General features: G+C 63.8%; 16 protein-coding genes. 9 read left to right on the plus strand and 7 right to left on the minus strand.

Going from position 1 to position 17,600, the window contains the following annotated elements; all coding sequences use genetic code 11:
• Window positions 1-197 precede the first annotated feature (197 nt).
• Complete coding sequence (locus BRSPCE3_RS31670) at window positions 198-464, minus strand: hypothetical protein (RefSeq protein WP_244070371.1); 267 nt, start codon at window positions 462-464, stop codon at window positions 198-200.
• Window positions 465-878: 414 nt separating this feature from the next.
• Between BRSPCE3_RS31670 and BRSPCE3_RS31675 the strand changes: the two genes are divergently transcribed.
• The 4 genes from BRSPCE3_RS31675 to BRSPCE3_RS31690 all read left to right on the plus strand — a co-directional run bounded on the left by BRSPCE3_RS31675 (window position 879) and on the right by BRSPCE3_RS31690 (window position 4,152).
• Entirely contained in the window at window positions 879-2,645 is a 1,767-nt protein-coding gene (locus BRSPCE3_RS31675) for a PAS domain S-box protein (RefSeq protein ID WP_244070373.1), read from the plus strand.
• A complete protein-coding gene (locus tag BRSPCE3_RS31680) occupies window positions 2,639-3,313 on the plus strand; it encodes a response regulator transcription factor (protein ID WP_244070375.1) in 675 nt (224 codons plus the stop codon). The genes BRSPCE3_RS31675 and BRSPCE3_RS31680 overlap by 7 nt, the downstream gene beginning before the upstream one ends.
• A gap of 108 nt (window positions 3,314-3,421) precedes the next feature.
• Entirely contained in the window at window positions 3,422-3,796 is a 375-nt protein-coding gene (locus tag BRSPCE3_RS31685) for a response regulator transcription factor (protein WP_244070377.1), read from the plus strand.
• Window positions 3,797-3,981: 185 nt separating this feature from the next.
• A complete protein-coding gene (locus BRSPCE3_RS31690; RefSeq protein WP_244070379.1) occupies window positions 3,982-4,152 on the plus strand; it encodes a hypothetical protein in 171 nt (56 codons plus the stop codon).
• Window positions 4,153-4,504: 352 nt separating this feature from the next.
• Here the strand turns inward: BRSPCE3_RS31690 and BRSPCE3_RS31695 are convergent, their stop codons facing one another.
• Entirely contained in the window at window positions 4,505-5,029 is a 525-nt protein-coding gene (locus BRSPCE3_RS31695) for a methylated-DNA--[protein]-cysteine S-methyltransferase (protein WP_244070381.1), read from the minus strand.
• A gap of 189 nt (window positions 5,030-5,218) precedes the next feature.
• Here BRSPCE3_RS31695 and BRSPCE3_RS31700 point away from each other — a divergent pair, with 189 nt between their 5' ends.
• The 3 genes from BRSPCE3_RS31700 (at window position 5,219) to BRSPCE3_RS31710 (ending at window position 8,638) form a co-directional block, all read left to right on the plus strand.
• The gene (locus tag BRSPCE3_RS31700; RefSeq protein ID WP_244070383.1) at window positions 5,219-5,581 is read left to right on the plus strand and encodes a DUF1304 domain-containing protein; all 363 of its coding nucleotides are present in this window, start codon (window positions 5,219-5,221) and stop codon (window positions 5,579-5,581) included.
• Window positions 5,582-5,785: 204 nt separating this feature from the next.
• Window positions 5,786-7,006, plus strand: a complete 1,221-nt coding sequence (locus BRSPCE3_RS31705) for an ABC transporter substrate-binding protein (protein ID WP_244070385.1) — start codon at window positions 5,786-5,788, stop codon at window positions 7,004-7,006.
• 405 nt (window positions 7,007-7,411) lie between these two features.
• A complete protein-coding gene (locus tag BRSPCE3_RS31710; RefSeq protein WP_244070387.1) occupies window positions 7,412-8,638 on the plus strand; it encodes an ABC transporter substrate-binding protein in 1,227 nt (408 codons plus the stop codon).
• A 203-nt stretch (window positions 8,639-8,841) separates the two neighbouring features.
• Here the strand turns inward: BRSPCE3_RS31710 and BRSPCE3_RS31715 are convergent, their stop codons facing one another.
• The gene (locus BRSPCE3_RS31715) at window positions 8,842-9,267 is read right to left on the minus strand and encodes a DUF1330 domain-containing protein (RefSeq protein ID WP_244070389.1); all 426 of its coding nucleotides are present in this window, start codon (window positions 9,265-9,267) and stop codon (window positions 8,842-8,844) included.
• A gap of 139 nt (window positions 9,268-9,406) precedes the next feature.
• On the opposite strand from BRSPCE3_RS31715, the gene BRSPCE3_RS31720 reads away from it, so the two are divergent.
• Window positions 9,407-11,674 carry a transglycosylase domain-containing protein gene (locus tag BRSPCE3_RS31720; protein WP_244070391.1) on the plus strand — a complete coding sequence of 756 codons (2,268 nt, stop codon included), beginning with the start codon at window positions 9,407-9,409 and terminating at the stop codon, window positions 11,672-11,674.
• 306 nt (window positions 11,675-11,980) lie between these two features.
• Here the strand turns inward: BRSPCE3_RS31720 and BRSPCE3_RS31725 are convergent, their stop codons facing one another.
• The 4 genes from BRSPCE3_RS31725 to BRSPCE3_RS31740 all read right to left on the minus strand — a co-directional run bounded on the left by BRSPCE3_RS31725 (window position 11,981) and on the right by BRSPCE3_RS31740 (window position 16,102).
• Window positions 11,981-12,820, minus strand: coding sequence for a M48 family metallopeptidase (locus tag BRSPCE3_RS31725; protein ID WP_244070392.1), 840 nt, complete (start codon window positions 12,818-12,820; stop codon window positions 11,981-11,983).
• 198 nt (window positions 12,821-13,018) lie between these two features.
• Window positions 13,019-14,347 (minus strand): polyhydroxyalkanoate depolymerase, encoded by a 1,329-nt coding sequence (locus BRSPCE3_RS31730; RefSeq protein WP_244070394.1) that lies wholly within the window; start codon window positions 14,345-14,347, stop codon window positions 13,019-13,021.
• Between the two features lie 127 nt (window positions 14,348-14,474).
• Window positions 14,475-15,299 carry an ABC transporter permease gene (locus BRSPCE3_RS31735; protein WP_244070396.1) on the minus strand — a complete coding sequence of 275 codons (825 nt, stop codon included), beginning with the start codon at window positions 15,297-15,299 and terminating at the stop codon, window positions 14,475-14,477.
• Window positions 15,296-16,102 carry an ABC transporter ATP-binding protein gene (locus BRSPCE3_RS31740; RefSeq protein WP_244070398.1) on the minus strand — a complete coding sequence of 269 codons (807 nt, stop codon included), beginning with the start codon at window positions 16,100-16,102 and terminating at the stop codon, window positions 15,296-15,298. The genes BRSPCE3_RS31735 and BRSPCE3_RS31740 overlap by 4 nt, the downstream gene beginning before the upstream one ends.
• 105 nt (window positions 16,103-16,207) lie before the next feature.
• Here BRSPCE3_RS31740 and BRSPCE3_RS31745 point away from each other — a divergent pair, with 105 nt between their 5' ends.
• Window positions 16,208-17,521 carry an ActS/PrrB/RegB family redox-sensitive histidine kinase gene (locus tag BRSPCE3_RS31745; RefSeq protein ID WP_244070400.1) on the plus strand — a complete coding sequence of 438 codons (1,314 nt, stop codon included), beginning with the start codon at window positions 16,208-16,210 and terminating at the stop codon, window positions 17,519-17,521.
• Window positions 17,522-17,600: the final 79 nt, after the last annotated feature.

Raw genomic sequence — 17,600 nt, forward strand, 5'->3', positions numbered from 1 at the left:
GATTCCGGGTTCTCGCTTCGCGAGCCCCGGAATGACGTGGAGGGAACTGAGCCCGGAATCCATCAGGGCCGGGGCTAGACGGGGAATGGATTCCGGGCTCTCACGGAGGCTGTTGTCGGACCCGTTTTGCGCGACCCAGGCGTGAGCAGCCAGCGCTTCCGGTCCCGGCAGCCTGCCGGACCTAGATCCAGGGCGGGCTACGATCCTGGATCCGGCACGTTCAGTTGCAGCTGCAGCGCCGCCAGGCTCGCCCCGAGCAAGGCCAGGTAGCTGGCCTGACAGAGCACCACGCTCAAATCGAAGGCGTCGAGCAGGTCGATCCAGGAAGTGTCGGCCGGCGGATCGGCGGCTTGCTTGCCGCCATCGATGACGGAAGGCTGGAAGCTGCGATCGCGTCTGTGAACCCTTGCCTCGTGCTCGACGCCGTCGGAGCAAAGGATCAAATGCAAGCGCGCCTTGGGCATTTCTATCTCCCGTCGCTGATTGGCGATTGCTGAACCCCGGAAAGCTCTACCGTCATCGAGTTACCCAGCAAGCGTAGTCAGCGCGATGGCACGGGCCATTGAACGGAGGTTGATCCGGCCGTTACATTCGGATGGGAACGACATACTTAGGTTTATTCGCAACCTGGACCTGAGCACGTCCGGCGCATTCGCCTTCCGCGCGACTCCATGCCCCGCGCGTGGACTGCCAAAAAGATCCGCATGATCCGGTCCGGGCGTCGAGAAAGCTGCTAATGTGCAACCTGTTAGGAGGGCGACGTTGTCGCCGCTGATGGTAGCGGTCACCTAGCGACGCAGCGCACGCCCGTGACGGCGAAGTGCTGGACGGCCAAGTGCTGAATAGCCGAGTGCTGGAGCCAAGTGCCGAATAGCCAAGTGCTGGTGCTGCCGATGATGCGCATCCCGACCACGAGGCCCTGGTCCGCCGAGCAATGGCTGCTCGGCGGCATGGTGCTGGCCTTGGCGGCAACCTGCGTTGGGCTGGTGCTTGGCCCGCGGCCTGCGGCGTCCGCCCATCTGATTGCCCTGGCGCTGCTCGTCGCGTCACTCGCCGCCGCATTGCTGGTGATGCGCGTGGCGAGCCGCACCAGCAGGCAGCTGGAAGCCATGTTGCGCGGCCGCGCCGGCAGCGAAGAGCGCGCGACGGAGGCCCTACGCCATAGCGAAGCGCAGTGGAAGGAGGTGTTCGAACACAACCCGGTCATGTACTTCATGGTCGACGCGACGGGCCTCGTGCTGTCGGTCAACACGTTCGGCGCCGCGCAACTCGGCTACGCCGTCAGCGAACTGCTCGGACAATCGGTGCTGAGAGTGTTTGCCGCCGAAGACCACCCCATGGTCCAGCGCAACGTCGCAGCGTGCCTCGACAACATCGGCCAAACCCACAATTGGGAAATCCGCAAGGTCCGCAAGGACGGCTCGAGGCTCTGGGTTCGTGAAAATGCCAAGGCCGTGCGGCGGCTGGACGATCAACTGATCGTCCTGATCGCGTGCGAGGACATTACCGAGCGCAAACAGGCCGAAAATGCACTGCAGCAGAGTGAAATGTACCTGACCGAAGCCCAGCGGTTGAGCCACACCGGCAGCTTCGGCTGGCACGTCGCCAGCGGCGAGATCATCTGGTCGGAAGAGACGTTCAGGATCTTCGCGTTCGACCGGGTTCCGTCCCTCAAGCATGACACGGTCCTGCAGCGCATCCATCCGGACGATCGCGGCCGCGTGCAACGGACCATCGACCGCGCCTCGCTCGACGGCAAGGACTTCGAGCACGGCTACCGATTGCTGATGCCGGATGGGACGATCAAATATGTCCACGCCAGGGCGCACGCGGTGACCAGCCTCGCGGGCGACATCGAGTTCATCGGAGCGGTCACCGACGTGACCGCCCGCAAGCGGGCCGAAGCGGAACTGCATGAAGCGCAGACCAACCTCGCGCACGTCACGCGCGTGACGGCGCTCGGCGAGCTTGCCGCATCGATCGCCCACGAGGTGAACCAGCCGCTTGCCGCCGTGGTCGCCAACGCCGCGGCCTGCCTGCGGTGGCTCAACCGGGCAGCCCCCGATCTGAACGAAGCCCGCGGAGCGGTGCGCTCGATCATCAGCGACGGCAACCGGGCGGGCGAGATCATCCAGCGCGTCCGCGCGCTGGCGAACAAGACCACCGATCAGCGGGCGCCGCTCGATATCAATGAGGCGATCAACGAGGTCATCAGCCTGGTGCAGCATCAGCTGCAGAGCCACCATGTGTCCTTGCAGCTGGACCTCGCGCCCGCACTCCCCCCTGTTGTCGCCGACCGCATCCAGCTGCAGCAAGTCATCCTGAATCTGATCGTCAACGGCATCGAGGCGATGCAGCCGGTCGCGGACAGGCCGCGGGAGCTGGTGATCCGGACCCGCCATGACGAGGCCGGGCAGATCGTGGTCACGGTCGCCGACTGCGGTGTCGGGGTCGCGACCGAGAACGCCGAACGCCTGTTCGATGCCTTCTACACCACCAAGGCCAGCGGCATGGGAATGGGGTTGTCGATCTGCCGCTCGATCGTCGAAGCCCATCGAGGCCGTCTGTCGGTGGCCGCGAATACCGGTCACGGCGCGACGTTCCAGTTCACCTTGCCGCTGGGTCAAGAGGATCGGGCATGGTGACCGGACGCGCGACATCGCCAACCGCGCTGGCAAACGCCGAGGATCCGGTCGTCTTCGTCGTCGACGACGACGCATCCGTGCGGGACGCATTGAGCAATCTGTTCCGGTCCGTCGGCCTGCGCACGGCGGCGTTCGGATCGGCCCACGAATTTCTGCAGCACAAGCCGCCGAACGTCCCGAGTTGCCTGATCCTGGACATCAGGCTGCCCCGGGTGAGCGGCCTCGACTTTCAGGCGGAGCTGGTGAGGGCCGACATTCATATTCCGATCATCTTCATGACCGGCCATGGCGATATCCCGATGACGGTCAGGGCGATGAAGGCCGGCGCTGTCGACTTCCTGACCAAGCCGTTCCGCGACCAGGACATGCTGGATGCGGTCACGACGGCGATCGAGCGCGACAGAAATCGTCGCGGTGAGGCCAAGGTTCTGGCGAACCTGCGGGCGGCCTTCGCGACCCTGACCCCGCGCGAGCGCCAGGTGATGACCCTCGTCACGGCGGGGCTGATGAACAAGCAGGTCGCCGCCGAGATCGGCGTGGCCGAGATCACGGTCAAGATCCACCGCGGGCACATCATGCGGAAAATGGCGGCAAAATCGCTGCCTGACCTGGTCAGGATGGCGCAAATCCTCGGGGTCGGGCCGGCATCCGGCGGGGCGCAAACCTAAGTATGATTCTCCGGGCCCGGTTGGCGACGCACTGTGCTCCTGCAGCATTGCACGGACCACAGGACTTGCCGCCCGTCCCCAGGAACAACCCGCTTGTCCAACCCGCCAGTGATATCGATCATCGACGATGACTTGTCGGTTCGCACCGCGACCGACAACCTCGTCAGGTCGCTGGGCTACGCGGTCGAGACCTACGCGTCGGCTGAGGAATTCCTGCACTCGCCGCACCTGAATGACACATCCTGCGTGATCGCCGACGTTAGGATGCCGGCCATGAGCGGGCTCGACCTGCAGAGCCACCTGATTGCCAGCGGACGGCGCTTTCCGTTCATCTTCGTCACGGCGTTCTCCGTCGAAAGCGATCGCGTCCGGGCCCTGAAGGCAGGAGCGATCTGCTTTCTGATCAAGCCCTTCGACGGCGACGCGCTGATCAAATGCCTCGATGTAGCCCTCGCTCAGCCCGGCACGGCGCCCGTCGAATGAGTTCGGACCAGCCATGACCGGACCGGCTATACGCAAGGATGATGGCGCAAAACATCTGGACAGGTTGCGGATCGGCGGCGTGAGCGCGAGATTTCGCGCACGTCGTCGCTCGGGAAGATCGACGACAGAAAACAGCATCCAACATTCTCGACTGGCAAATGGCAATTTCTCGGAGGGAGGTCGCCATGCGTGCGGAACCGCGCTGCGCCCAATGTGACGGCGAAGCGCCCAAGATCATCTGTTTGCGCAATCCGGCCGGTGAACGCTACTGCGGACGCCTCTGCCTTTACAAAGGTCAGGAGAACTTCATTCGCTGGCTTTGGCGCGCGAATGCGGAGGCGGAGGCCGCGTCATGACAGGCCGTTGCGGGAATCCGGGATGCAAGCGACCGTTCGGGTTGATCCGGCATAGCTGGTATTTCGAGCAATTCTGCTCGACCAAGTGCCGGGAGATCTACAAGCGGCAGCTGGAGCGCAACAGGGCCTATTGGAAGTGGCTCTACCCTTCCTCCAGAACCGGCGGCCCGTCGCGAAAACTGGTCTGACGACACCCAAGGGAGTCCCCATGACGACAGTCGATGCGATGCTGGTAGGAGCGATCCTCGCGTGGGTGCCCTCGCTCATTGTGTTCTGCTATATCGTGCGTGATCTGCGCAACATGCCTCGCGAGGATCTCGATTGAGCGCCGCACCGCGGCTCACATGCGCCGCTATAGCTCCACGCCCTCGTGGCGCAGCAGCCAGCGCTTGCGTTCCAGTCCACCGCCATATTTGACCAGCGAGCCATTGGCGCCGATCAGGCGGTGGCAGGGCACGACGACGCTGATCGGGTTGGAGCCGTTGGCGTGGCCGACCGCGCGCATCGCATTCGGCGACTTCAGCCTCACAGCCAGCGCGCCATAGCTCATGGTGGTGCCGTGTGGAATTGTCGGCAGCGCGTGCCAGACCTTCTGCTGGAACGGCGTGCCGGCGACGCGCCACTCGACATCCGCAAGCCGATCGAGATCGCCCTTGAAGTAATCGCCGAGCGCCTTGCGCATCGCAGCCGGCGCGCCGCCGTCTTGCAAGGTCACTGTGCCATAGTGCAGCCGCAGCAGGTCGAGCATGCGCCCTTCATAGTCGTCCCAATCGAGCGCGCGCAGCACGCCGCCGTCATCGGTCACCAGCAGCGCCGTGCCGATCGGGGTCGCGAGGCGGTCGAGGTTGAAGGTCTGTGCGGTCTTGCGGTCGGCCATTGTCGTCGCTCTGGAAACAGGTCGCTCGGCATACAATCGACCGCCCGCGTGCTAGCGTCCACCCGAATTCCGGTTAGAGCGTTTTCGAGCGAAGTGGACACCGGTTCGCGTGAAGAAAACGCGTCAAAACAACAATCTTGAGCTTCGATTCTGATTCAATCAGAATCGAAGCTCTGGGGGGACCGCATCATGCTTTTGCTTGCCAATGTTCTGGTCGCGGTGGTGGCCGCGCTGCACATCTATTTCCTTGTGCTCGAGATGTTTCTCTGGACCAAGCCGCTCGGGCTGAAGACCTTCCGCAACTCGATCGAGAAGGCAACCGAGTCCGCCGTGCTCGCCGCCAATCAGGGGCTCTATAACGGCTTCCTTGCCGCCGGACTGATCTGGGGCCTGGTGCACGGCAATGCCGGCTTCGCGTTCCAGATCAAGACATTCTTCCTGCTCTGCGTGATCGTCGCCGGTGCCTATGGCGCCGCCACCGTCAGCCGCCGCATCCTTTATGTGCAGGCGGCTCCCGCTGCGCTCGCGCTGATGCTGCTCTGGCTGGCCTAAAGCGCGGGCGCGCTTTGTTTTCTGGAGCATGATCCTCTCGGAAAACCGCTTCGCACTTTTCCGGATCATGCTCAAACGCGACATCGCGCGCAGGGGGCATCGTCTTGCAATGCCCTTGCCGTTCCTCCATCATCCCGTGCAACGGTGACATCCGTCGGCCCGAGCCTTGCGGACAAGATCACCGGCAACAGGGAGGTCACGGACATGAGGAGCGTGCAATTGCTCGCTGCGACAGCGCTTGCCATCGCGTTGTCGGTTACATCGGCCGCCGCGCAGAAGAAATACGACATCGGCGCGACCGACACCGAGATCAAGATCGGCCAGACCGTGCCGTTCTCGGGCCCCGCATCCGCCTATGCCGGCATCGGCAAGACCCAGGCGGCCTACATGAAGATGATCAACGATCAGGGCGGCATCAACGGCCGCAAGCTGAACCTGATCCAGTATGACGACGCCTATTCGCCGCCCAAGGCGGTCGAGCAGGTGCGCAAGCTGGTCGAGGGCGACGAGGTGCTGTTCACCTTCCAGATCATCGGCACGCCATCAAATGCCGCCGTGCAGAAATATCTGAATGCCAAGAAGGTGCCGCAGCTGCTCGCCTCCACCGGCGCCTCGCGCTTCTCCGACCCGCAGAATGCGCCGTGGACCATCGCGTTCAATCCGAACTACCAGTCCGAGGGACGCATCTACGCCAAATACATCCTGGCCAATCACCCCAACGCCAAGATCGGCATCTTCTACCAGAACGACGATCTCGGCCGCGACTACATCGCCGGCCTGAAGAGCGGGCTCGGCGACAAGGCCGCCAGCATGATCGTCGCCGAAGTGTCCTACGAACTGACCGACCCGACCGTCGATTCCCAGATCGTCAAGCTGAAGGCCGCCGGCGTCGATCTGCTCTACGACGCGTCGACGCCGAAATTCGCGGCGCAGGCGATCCGCAAGGTCGCGGACCTCGACTGGCACCCGGTGCACATCCTCGACATCAATGCGAGCCCGGTGTCGGCGACGCTGAAGCCGGCCGGCCTCGACATCTCCAAGGGCATCATCTCGACCAATTACGGCAAGGATCCCGCCGACCCGCAATGGAAGGACGATCCCGGCGTGAAGGCCTATTTCGCCTTCATGGACAAATATTATCCGGAAGGCGACAAGCTCAACACGGTCAACACCTACGGCTACTCGACCGCCGAGCTCTTGATCCAGGTGCTTAAGCAGTGCGGCGACGACCTCACCCGCGGGAACCTGATGAAGCAGGTGACCAGCCTGAAGAAGTTCGTGCCGTCGCTCGCGCTGCCGGGCATGTCGATCACCACGGGGCCGAACGACTATCGCATCAACAAGCAGATGCAGATGATGAAGTTCAACGGCGAGCGCTGGGAGCTGTTCGGCCCGATCATCGAGGACACCGGCCCGGCGGGTTAGTGGTTTCGTCCCATCGAAGCCGCCCACGCAGCTGTCATCCCCGCGAATGCGGGGATCCAGTACGCAGCGGCCTATCGGCTCAATTACTAATGCCTCTGGAATACTGGATCGCCCGCCTTCGCGGGCGATGACAGCTGAGAGTGCTGGATAGCAGCTGCCGCCGCGGAGACTCTCCCTCATCTGCGAGCGGGGCGAGGTGAAGCGGACTCGGCGCTCCTCGCCCCACCCGTCTTTTCGCACCGCCCCCTACTTTGGTTGACTGAAATTGCTCGCCTTTTCGGCACCGCTCGTCTTGCGTCGCAGCAACGGTTCCTCCAGTATCCGGCGCAAGCGATGGCGACCGCGGACCTTGAACCCGCGGACAAGATCATCGGCCAACATCAGTCACGTGAGGGAAACAGCATTATGAGGAACGGGATTTTCCACCTGGTCACGGGAACGGCGCTCGCGATCGCGCTGTCAGCAACGGCGGCCTCCGCGCAGAAGAAATACGATCCCGGCGCGAGCGATACCGAAATCAAGATCGGCCAGACCGTCCCCTTCTCCGGACCGGCCTCCGCCTATGCCTCGATCGGCAAGACCCAGGCGGCCTATTTCAAGATGATCAACGATCAGGGCGGCATCAACGGCCGCAAGATCAATTTGATCCAGTATGACGACGCCTATTCGCCGCCGAAAGCGGTCGAGCAGGTGCGCAAGCTCGTCGAGAGCGACGAGGTGCTCCTGACCTTCCAGATCGTCGGCACGCCGTCGAACGCTGCCGTGCAGAAATATCTCAACGCCAAGAAGGTGCCGCAGCTGTTCGCCGCCACCGGCGCCTCGAAATTCACCGATCCGAAGAACTTCCCCTGGACGCTCGGCTTCAATCCGAACTACTTCGTCGAAGGCCGCATCTACGGCCAGTACATCCTCAAGGAGCATCCCAACGCCAAGATCGGCGTGCTCTATCAGAACGACGACCTCGGCAAGGATTACCTGAACGGCATCAAGGCCGGCCTCGGCGACAAGGCCGCCAAGATGATCGTGGCCGAAGCCTCCTATGAGGTCTCCGACCCGACCATCGATTCCCAGGTCATCAAGATCAAGGATGCCGGCGCCGACTTGTTCTTCTCGGCCTCGACGCCGAAGCAGGCGGCGCAGGCGATCAAGAAGATCGCCGAGCTCGGCTGGCATCCGATCCACATCGTCGACATCAACGCCACCTCGGTCGGCGCCGTGTTGCAGCCGGCGGGCCTGGAGGCCTCCAAGGGCCTGATCTCGACCAACTACGGCAAGGATCCGGCCGATCCGCAGTGGAAGGACGATCCGGGCATGAAGCGCTATTTCGACTTCATGGCCAAGTATTATCCCGACGGCGACAAGAACTCGAACTTCAACACCTACGGCTATTCGACCGCCCAGCTGATGGTGCATGTGCTGAAGCAGTGCGGCGACGAGCTGACCCGCGACAACGTGCTGAAGCAGGCGACCAATCTGAAGAACGTCGACCTCGACATGGCGCTGCCCGGCATCAAGGGCAACACCACGCCGAACGACTACCGCGTCAACAAGCAGTTGCAGATGATGAAGTTCAACGGCGAGCGCTGGGAGCTGTTCGGCCCGATCCTCGAGGACGCCGGCCCGGCGGGCTAGCGGTTCGCGCGGGTTTGAAATTGCGATCGGCGGCCTCCGGGCCGCCGATTTGCTTTTGGGGCAATGGAAGCTCCGTCACCGTCACCCCGAGGAGCGCGCAGCGCGTCTCGAAGGGTCGACGGCCCAACTGTGGCCGTGCATCCTTCGAGACGCCGCTGCGCGCTCCTCTGGATGACCGATATCCACCGCGCTTTGCTGCGCGCTCACGCCGGAATCTCGCCGAAATTCTTGCCGACCGGCAGCACAGCGTGGCGGATCAACCGCGAATCCTCCACCGCGGCCTGGCGATGCTTCACCGCCTCGCGATAGGCGGGATCGCGGATCATCTCGACGAAGGCGGCGACGCTTGGATACTCCGCGATGAAGCAGTGATCCCAGCGCTCGTCCTGCGGACCGATCAGCATCAGCTCGAAGCGGCCTTGCCAGACGATGCGGCCGCCGAGCCGTTCGAACACCGGGCCGCTGTCGCGGCCGTAGGCGGCGTAGGCCTCCGCGCCGGTGGCCTTGCGGCCGTCGGGATAGGCGGCCCATTCGCGCAACCGCACCAGGTTGAGCATGTGGATCGGGCCCGGCCGGTTGTTGTCCCGGAATTGCGCGAAGACGTCCTTGGTCGGATCGATATGGCCCATGCGGTGCTCCTTTTTTCGCTTGTTCCATCTCTATGTAACACGCGCTGCCCCACCTCCTAATCCCCCGTTAAGCTTTGCGTAACCGCCCCTTAAACCGGGAACGCTAGCGTGCGACCCTGTCAGGGTGTGAGCGTTGCGGATGGCGTGGGGACGTAAAAAAGGCGGTGCGCGCAAGGAGCCGCTGTTCGGGCTTCCGGCCGCGCTTGCCGACCTCCGGCTATCGCCCTCCGATCGCGTTCCCGGCGGTGGCGACGACAAGCCTGCCAAATCGAAGCCCAAGAATATCGACAAGAATATCGACAAGGGCAGCGAGTCCAGCAGCGAGAGGCCGCGCCCGTCGCGCAGCGGCAGCAAGCGGCGCAGCAAGTCGCGCGGCTTCGGCATCGGCCGGCTGTTCTATTGGACCGCGGTGCTCGGCCTGTGGGCCGGCATTGCCGTGATCGGTGTCGTGGTGTGGGTCGGCGCGCATCTGCCACCGATCCAGTCGCTGGAAATTCCCAAGCGGCCGCCGACGATCCAGATCGTCGGCATCGACGGCAGCGTGCTGGCGCAGCGCGGCGAGATGGCCGGCGCCAACATCGCGCTGAAGGATCTGCCGCCCTATCTGCCGAAGGCCTTCATCGCGATCGAGGACCGCCGCTTCTATTCGCATTTCGGCGTCGACCCGGTCGGCATCCTGCGGGCGGCGGTGACCAACCTGCTGCATCGGGGTGTGTCGCAGGGCGGCTCGACCTTGACCCAGCAGCTCGCCAAGAACCTGTTCCTGACCCAGGAACGCACCATGCAGCGCAAGCTGCAGGAGGCCGAGCTCGCGCTGTGGCTGGAGCGCAAGCATTCCAAGAACGAGATCCTCGAGCTCTATCTCAACCGGGTCTATTTCGGCTCCGGCGCCTATGGCGTCGAAGCCGCGGCGCAGCGCTATTTCGGCAAGTCGGCGAAGAACGTGACCTTGCCGGAAGCCGCGATGCTCGCGGGCCTCGTCAAGTCGCCGTCGCGGCTGGCGCCGAACCGCAACCCCGAAGGCGCCGAGCAGCGCGCGCAGGTCGTGCTCGCTGCGATGGCCGACGCCAAGTTCATCACCGACGCCCAAGCAAAAGCCTCGATCGGCCAGCCGTCGATCGCGGTGAAGCCGGCCGGTGCCGGCACCGTGAACTACGTCGCCGACTGGATCGGCGAAGTGCTCGACGACCTGGTCGGCCAGATCGATCAGGATATCATTGTGCAGACCACGATCGATCCGAAGCTGCAAAACGTGGCCGAAGCCGCCGTGATCGACGAGCTCGCTGCCAAGAGCGTGAAGTTCAATGTCAGCCAGGGCGCACTGGTGGCCATGACGCCGGACGGCGCAGTGCGCGCGATGGTCGGCGGCCGGAACTATTCCGAGAGCCAGTATAATCGCGCCGTCACCGCGAAGCGGCAGCCGGGCTCATCGTTCAAGCCGTTCGTCTATCTCACCGCGGTCGAGGCCGGGCTGACGCCGGACACCATCCGCACCGACGCGCCGCTCGACATCAAGGGCTGGAAGCCGGAGAACTACACCCACGAATATTTCGGCTCGGTGACCCTGACCCAGGCGCTGGCGATGTCGCTGAACACGGTCGCGGTGCGGCTCGGCGTCGAGGTCGGCGCCAAGAACGTGGTGCGTACCGCGCACCGGCTCGGCATCTCCTCCAAACTCGAGCCCAACGTCTCGATCGCGCTCGGCACCTCGGAAGTGTCCGTGCTCGAGCTGGTCGGCGCCTATGCGCCGTTTGCCAATGGCGGCTACGCCGTGTCGCCGCATGTGGTGACCAGGATCAAGACCAGTACCGGCAAGCTGCTCTACGATCGCCCGGTCGATCCGCCCAACCAGGTGATCGAGCCGCGCTACGACGCGATGATGAACACGATGATGCGCGAGACGCTGATCTCGGGCACCGCGCGCAAGGCGGAGATCCCCGGCTGGACCGCCGCCGGCAAGACCGGCACCAGCCAGGATTATCGCGACGCCTGGTTCATCGGCTATACCGCAAAACTCGTCACCGGCGTCTGGCTCGGCAATGACGACAACTCGCCGACCAAGAAGGCGACCGGCGGCGGCCTGCCGGTGGAAGTGTGGACCCGTTTCATGAAATCAGCGCATCAGGGCGTGCCGGTGGCGGCAATCCCGAACTCGCAGGGCAGTTGGGGGCCAGCGAACCTGATGCAGATCTCGTCGCAGATATCGGCGCCGTCAGCGCCGGCGGCACCGCTGCAGATTCAACCGCCGATGCAGGCGCCGCCAGCGGCGCCGGTGCCATCCGGCGGCTATTATCGCCAGCCTCCTCCGACGCCGGCCCGCGCCTCAGCGCCGCCGCCCAACCCGAATGCGCGGCCGGAAGCCGCGGCGGGACTGGATGGCTGGCTGGCGGATCGGTTGTTCCGGTAGGCGCGGCCGCGTCGCCGCCTCGTAGCCCGGATGAAGCGCAGCGCAATCCGGGACCACTCGCGCAATGGTGAAAGCTACCCCGGATTACGCTGCGCTCCATCCGGGCTACGTACCGCGCGGACGATGACAGCGGCATAGCTTGGGTAGAGCTCAGCGAAACCCCTCAGCTTCGTGCCGCGGACATCAATTGATGGGTTTCGTCTCGCTCTACCCATCCTACACGACTGGATCGCCCGCTTTCGCGGGCGATGACAGCATGGGTGGCGGAGAAAGTGCGCGGGGATGGCAGAGCGACGAGAACGTCGCCTACTCCTGGATCCCGTAACGGTGCAGGTCGTTGCCGTGGGTGTCGAGCCAGTTCTTGGCGCGCGTGACCGAGGCGCAGACCTTGTCGACCACCCGCCAGAACCGCGCCGAATGGTTCATCTCGACGAGATGGGCGACCTCATGCGCAGCGAGGTAATCAAGAACGAAGGGCGGCGCCAGGATCAGCCGCCACGAGAACGACAGCGAGCCGGCCGAGGTGCACGAACCCCAGCGGCTGGACTGGTCGCGGATCGAGATCCGCCGCACCCGCACGCCGAGTTCCGCGGCGTGAAGCTGCGCCGCCTTCTGCAGGTCCTTGCGCGCCTCGCGCTTGAGGAAGTCATGCACCCGGCGGTCCATGTGCTCGACGCCGCCGGCGACGCAAAGGATCTTCTCACCGCTGTCGCGCGTCTCGGTCCACACCGTGCCGCGCTCGCCCGAGCGATGCACCAGCCGATGCGGCACGCCGCGCAGCGGCACCACGGTGCCGGGCTGGAACGGTGCCGCCTTCGGCAAACGGCCGAGACGGGCGGCGATCCAGCCGCCATGGACGTTGGCGAACTCCTTGGCCTCGATGATCGTGCCGCGGGGCGGCATCGTCAGGATCGCTTCACGATCGGTCGGATGTATCCTGAGGGTGTAGCGGCGCGCGCGCCTGTGCCGGCGCAACCTGACCGTGAAAAACTGGGAGCCGTGTCTGACCAATACGGTCGCGGGTTCGGCAGGCCGCCGATAGAGGAGCGCGCGAGTAGCCATTTCTGAGAGTCCGGGGAGCAGGAGTTCGCCCGAACTTTGCCATATCCGCCGCCAGGGAAAGCGCTCGGCGCAAAAACAAATCATTTGCCCAATATACAGGGGTTGGCCGTTAATTGACCTCTACCGGCAGGGGGCGGAACCGGAATTTTTCTAATGAATCAAAGTCGCGAAAAAGGCCCAAGAGATGAAATTAAATTCATCACTTGAGCCTTGGCCGATTTGAGATTCTTTTAGCTAAATCAACAGCTTGTGCGACCGCGAAAATCGCGGCCGGGGCGATACCTATTCCGCCGCGGCGACCAGGGAAAGCCGCGTATTGGCCGCCGAGACCATGAAATCGGAGATCCGCGGCACGATTTCGGAGCGGAACCGGGAGCCGTTGAATACGCCATAGTGCCCGACGCCCTTCTGCACGTAGTGCACGCGGCGATGGTTCGGAATTGCGGTGCAGAGTGCATGCGTCGCTTCGGTCTGACCGAGACCGGAGATGTCGTCCTTCTCGCCTTCGACCGTCATCAGCGCGACGCGGCGGATCTTCGACGGATCGACCGGCTTGCCGCGATGGATCATCTCGCCCTTCGGCAGCGCGTGCTTGACGAACACGAGGTCGACGGTCTGCAGGTAATACTCGGCGGTGAGATCCATCACCGCGAGGTATTCGTCATAGAATTCACGGTGCTTGTCGACGAGATCGCCGTCGCCCTTCACCAGATTGGCGAACAGCGCCTTGTGCGCGTCCATGTGCCGATCCAGGTTCATGCTGATGAAGCCGTTGAGCTGCAGGAAGCCCGGATAGACGTCGCGCATCACGCCCGGATGCGGAAACGGCACCTTGGTGATGACGTTGTTGCGGAACCAATCGATACCACGCTCCGCAGCCAGATCGTTGACCGCGGTGGGATTGCGCCTCGTGTCGATCGGGCCGCCCATCAGCGTCATCGACAGCGGCACGAACGGATCGTTGTTGGCTTCCATCACGGAAACCGCTGCGACGACAGGCACCGACGGCTGGCACACCGCGATGATGTGCATGTTGCCGCCGAGCGCGTGCAGCATCTCGATCAGGTAATCGACGTAGTCCTCGAGATCGAACCGGCCGGCCGCGAGCGGCACCATGCGCGCATCGGCCCAATCGGTGATGTAGACCTCATGCGTCGGCAGGAACGCCTCGACCGTGCCGCGCAGCAGCGTCGCATAGTGACCGGACATCGGCGCCACGATCAGCACGCGCGGCTGCGGCGAGCGCAGCGGGCGCGTCAGCTTGCGATCGAAATGCAGCAGACGGCAGAACGGCTTCTCCCAGACCGTACGCACCTCGACCGCGGTGCGGATGCCGTTGACCTCGGTGGTCTGCAGGTTCCAGTCCGGCTTGCCGTAGCGGCGCGTGGTGCGCTCGAACAATTCGCAGCCGGCGGCAATCGATTTGCCGAACTCGGTGTGCGACCACGGATTGAGCGGGTTCTGAAACAGGATCTTGGTGGCGTCGGTCACCGCGCGCGCGGGGTTGAGCGACGCATGCGCCATCTCATACATCCAGTACAGCGGCGTCGTGAGTGCCGGGCTGCCTTCCGCCGCTAGTGGCGGGGCACCGCCAAATTCACCGATGGGCATTGTATTCTCAGACCCCTGTTTGCGCCGCAGCATACTGACCAATGCGCAACAATGCGTCAATGCGCCGCGAGCTGAATGTGGGGTCGATATCGGGCTAAAAGGCCGAAAATCCACGGGAAAGTGACATTTATTCACCACCTGACAGCAGTGAGCCGTTGCGCTTGGCGCTCTGCAAAAGGGCAAGGAAGACCGCAAAAGAGGCAGCGAACAGGATAGCGTTGATGGCCAGCGCCCACGCCATCAGGTCGGCGCGAAACACGTGATCGATCAGCAGCGACCGCATGCCCTCGAACACATAGGTCGGCGGCAGCGTCCAGGCGACAATCTGCAGCCAGCCCGGCAGCACCTCGACCGGATAGTAGATGCAGGCGAGCGGCATCACCGCGAACATCAGCGTCCAGACGATGCTCTCGGCGCCGAGCCCGTTGCGCAGCACGAGGCCCGAGGCGAACACGCCGACCGACCAGCTGGTGAAGATCAGATTGCAGAAGAACGCGATCAGCGGCAGCCCGATGGCGTAGAAATTGAAGCCGAAAAAGAACAGCGCCAGCAGCGTCATCGGGATCACGCCGATGGCGAGCCGGATCAGGCTCATGATCATCAGCGAAAGCAGGAATTCGATCGGCTTCAGCGGGCTCATCATCAGATTGCCGAGATTGCGCGCCCACATCTCTTCGAGGAACGAGATCGAGAAGCCGAGCTGGCCGCGGAACAGGATGTCCCACAGGATCACGGCGCCGATCAGCGTGCCGCCCGCCCTGGCGAAGAAACCGGATGTCTGCGAGATGTAATTCTGCAGGAAGCCCCAGGTGATGATCTGCAAGGCCGGCCAGTAGATCAGCTCCAGCAGCCGCGGCCATGACGACATCAGGAGATACCAATAGCGCAGCACCATCGCATTGATGCGATGCAGTGAGATGCCGCGCTGGTGATGGCTGACGATCTCGCTCATGATGTGCCCTCTGGCGCGCCCTCCCGGAGGCGGCCGCGCGCCACATCGAGAAACACCTCCTCCAGCGTGTCGCGGTTGTAGCGCGCCATGATCCGCTCGGGGCTGTCGTCGTCCTGGATCTTGCCGCGCTTCATGATGATGACGCGGTCGCAGAGCCGCTCGACCTCCAGCATGTTGTGCGAGGCCAGCAGGATGGTCGCGTTACGGGTCTTTCGGTATGTTTCGAGATGCTGCCGGACCCAGTCTGCGGTGTCCGGATCGAGCGACGCGGTCGGCTCGTCGAGCAGCAGCAGGTCCGGCGCGTTGATCAGCGCCTTCGCCAGCGCGACGCGGGTCTTCTGCCCCGCGGAGAGCTTGCCGTTGGAGCGGTCCAAAAATTCCTTGAGATCGAGATCGGTCGCGAGCTGGTCGATCCGCTCGCGCAGATGCTTCACGGCATAGAGCCGGCCGAAAATCGTCAGGTTCTGCCGCACGGTGAGCCGCATCGGCATGTCGACATAGGGGCTCTCGAAATTCATCCGGCCGAGCACGTCATAACGCTGTTCGGGGATCTTCGCGCCCAGCACGCTGACGCTGCCCGAGGTCGGCAGCACCAGCCCCATGATCATCGCGATCGTCGTGGTCTTGCCGGCGCCGTTGCCGCCGAGCAGGCCGGTGATGCTGCCGCGCGCGATGCGGAACGAGATATCGTCGATCGCGCGGGTGGTCTTGTAGACCTTGACCAGGTGCGCCACGTCGATCGCGGCCGACCCGTCCTGATCGGCCGCGGGCGCGTGTCCCTGACCTGTCCCGCGCTGTTGCATATGGCCGTCATTGAGCCATTGCGACAATAAGCGCAAGGCTTGCCCCGCATCCATGCGCTAAGTCGCGAATTTGTGCGCCGCCCACGGCACAGCTAAAGTCCAGACATGACCGACTTCGCTTCCGATTTCAGCCAACCTCGCCGCTATGTCCGCCTGGATACGATCCTGCGGCTGCGCTGGCTCGCCGCGCTCGGCCAGCTGGTCGCGATCTTCATCGTCGCCCAGGGGCTGGAATTCGACGTTCCGATCGTGCCCTGCATCATCATCGTGACGTTCTCGGCGTTGCTCAATCTGGCGCTGCAGATCGCGTTCAACCCGATGCAGCGGCTGGAGCCGGCCTACGCCGCGGCCCTGCTCGCCTTCAACATCGTCGAGCTCGGTGGCCTCCTGTATTTCACCGGGGGTTTGCAGAACCCGTTCTCGTTCCTGTTCCTGGCGCCGGTCTTGATCTCGGCCACGGTGTTGCCGATCCGGCTGACGATTGCGCTCGGCTGCCTTGCGGTCGCCTGCGCCTCGGCGCTGTTCTTCTATCATCTGCCGCTGCCATGGGACGCCGACGATCCCTTGGTGCTGCCGCCGATCTATCTGATCGGCGTCTGGCTTTCGATCCTGCTCGCGATCGGCGTCACCAGCCTCTATGCATTCCAGGTGACCGAGGAGGCGCGCCAGCTCTCCGATGCGCTGGCTGCGACCGAGCTGGTGCTGACGCGCGAGCAACATCTGACCCAGCTCGACGGCCTCGCCGCCGCCGCGGCTCACGAACTCGGCACGCCGCTGTCGACGATCTTCCTGATCTCGCGCGAGCTCGAGAAGACGGTGCATGACCCGGCGATCACCGGCGACCTCAAGACCGTGCGCGAACAGGCGCAGCGCTGCCGCGACATCCTGAGCAAGATTGCGCAATTGTCATCGAGCGGTGCGCCGTTCGACACCATGAAGCTGTCGACCCTGATCGAGGAGGCGGTGGCACCGCATCGCGATTTCGGCATCAACATCAAGGTGCGGCTTGCTGTCGCAGCAACGCACGAACCGGTCGCCGCGCGCAATCCCGCGATCCTCTATGGCGTCGGAAACATTCTCGAAAATGCGGTCGATTTCGCGCACCAGACCGTCGAGGTGAACGCGTGGTGGAACGCGGAAACCATCGAGATCGTGGTCTCCGACGACGGCCCCGGCATCGCGCCTGACATGCTGAAGCGGATCGGCGAGCCGTATCTGTCGCGCCGCCGGGGCGCGGATGAGGCCCAAAACGCGCGTGGCGGCCTGGGCTTGGGCGTTTTCATCGCAAGGACACTGCTGGAACGCACCGGAGCCAAGGTGTCGTTTACCAATCGCCCGTTCCCCGATCACGGCGCCGTGGTGCAGATCGTCTGGCCGCGTGAACGCTTCGAGGAAGCCGCACCTGGCGACGAAGCCTAACTCCTAAGAATGGTTCTTAACCGCAAGTCTGGCATACCGGATGCATCGCTCTTCCTGGAGTTGCACGCGACTTTCGGCT

This window comes from Bradyrhizobium sp. Ce-3, assembly GCF_022835695.1.
In the GTDB taxonomy this organism is placed as follows: domain Bacteria; phylum Pseudomonadota; class Alphaproteobacteria; order Rhizobiales; family Xanthobacteraceae; genus Bradyrhizobium.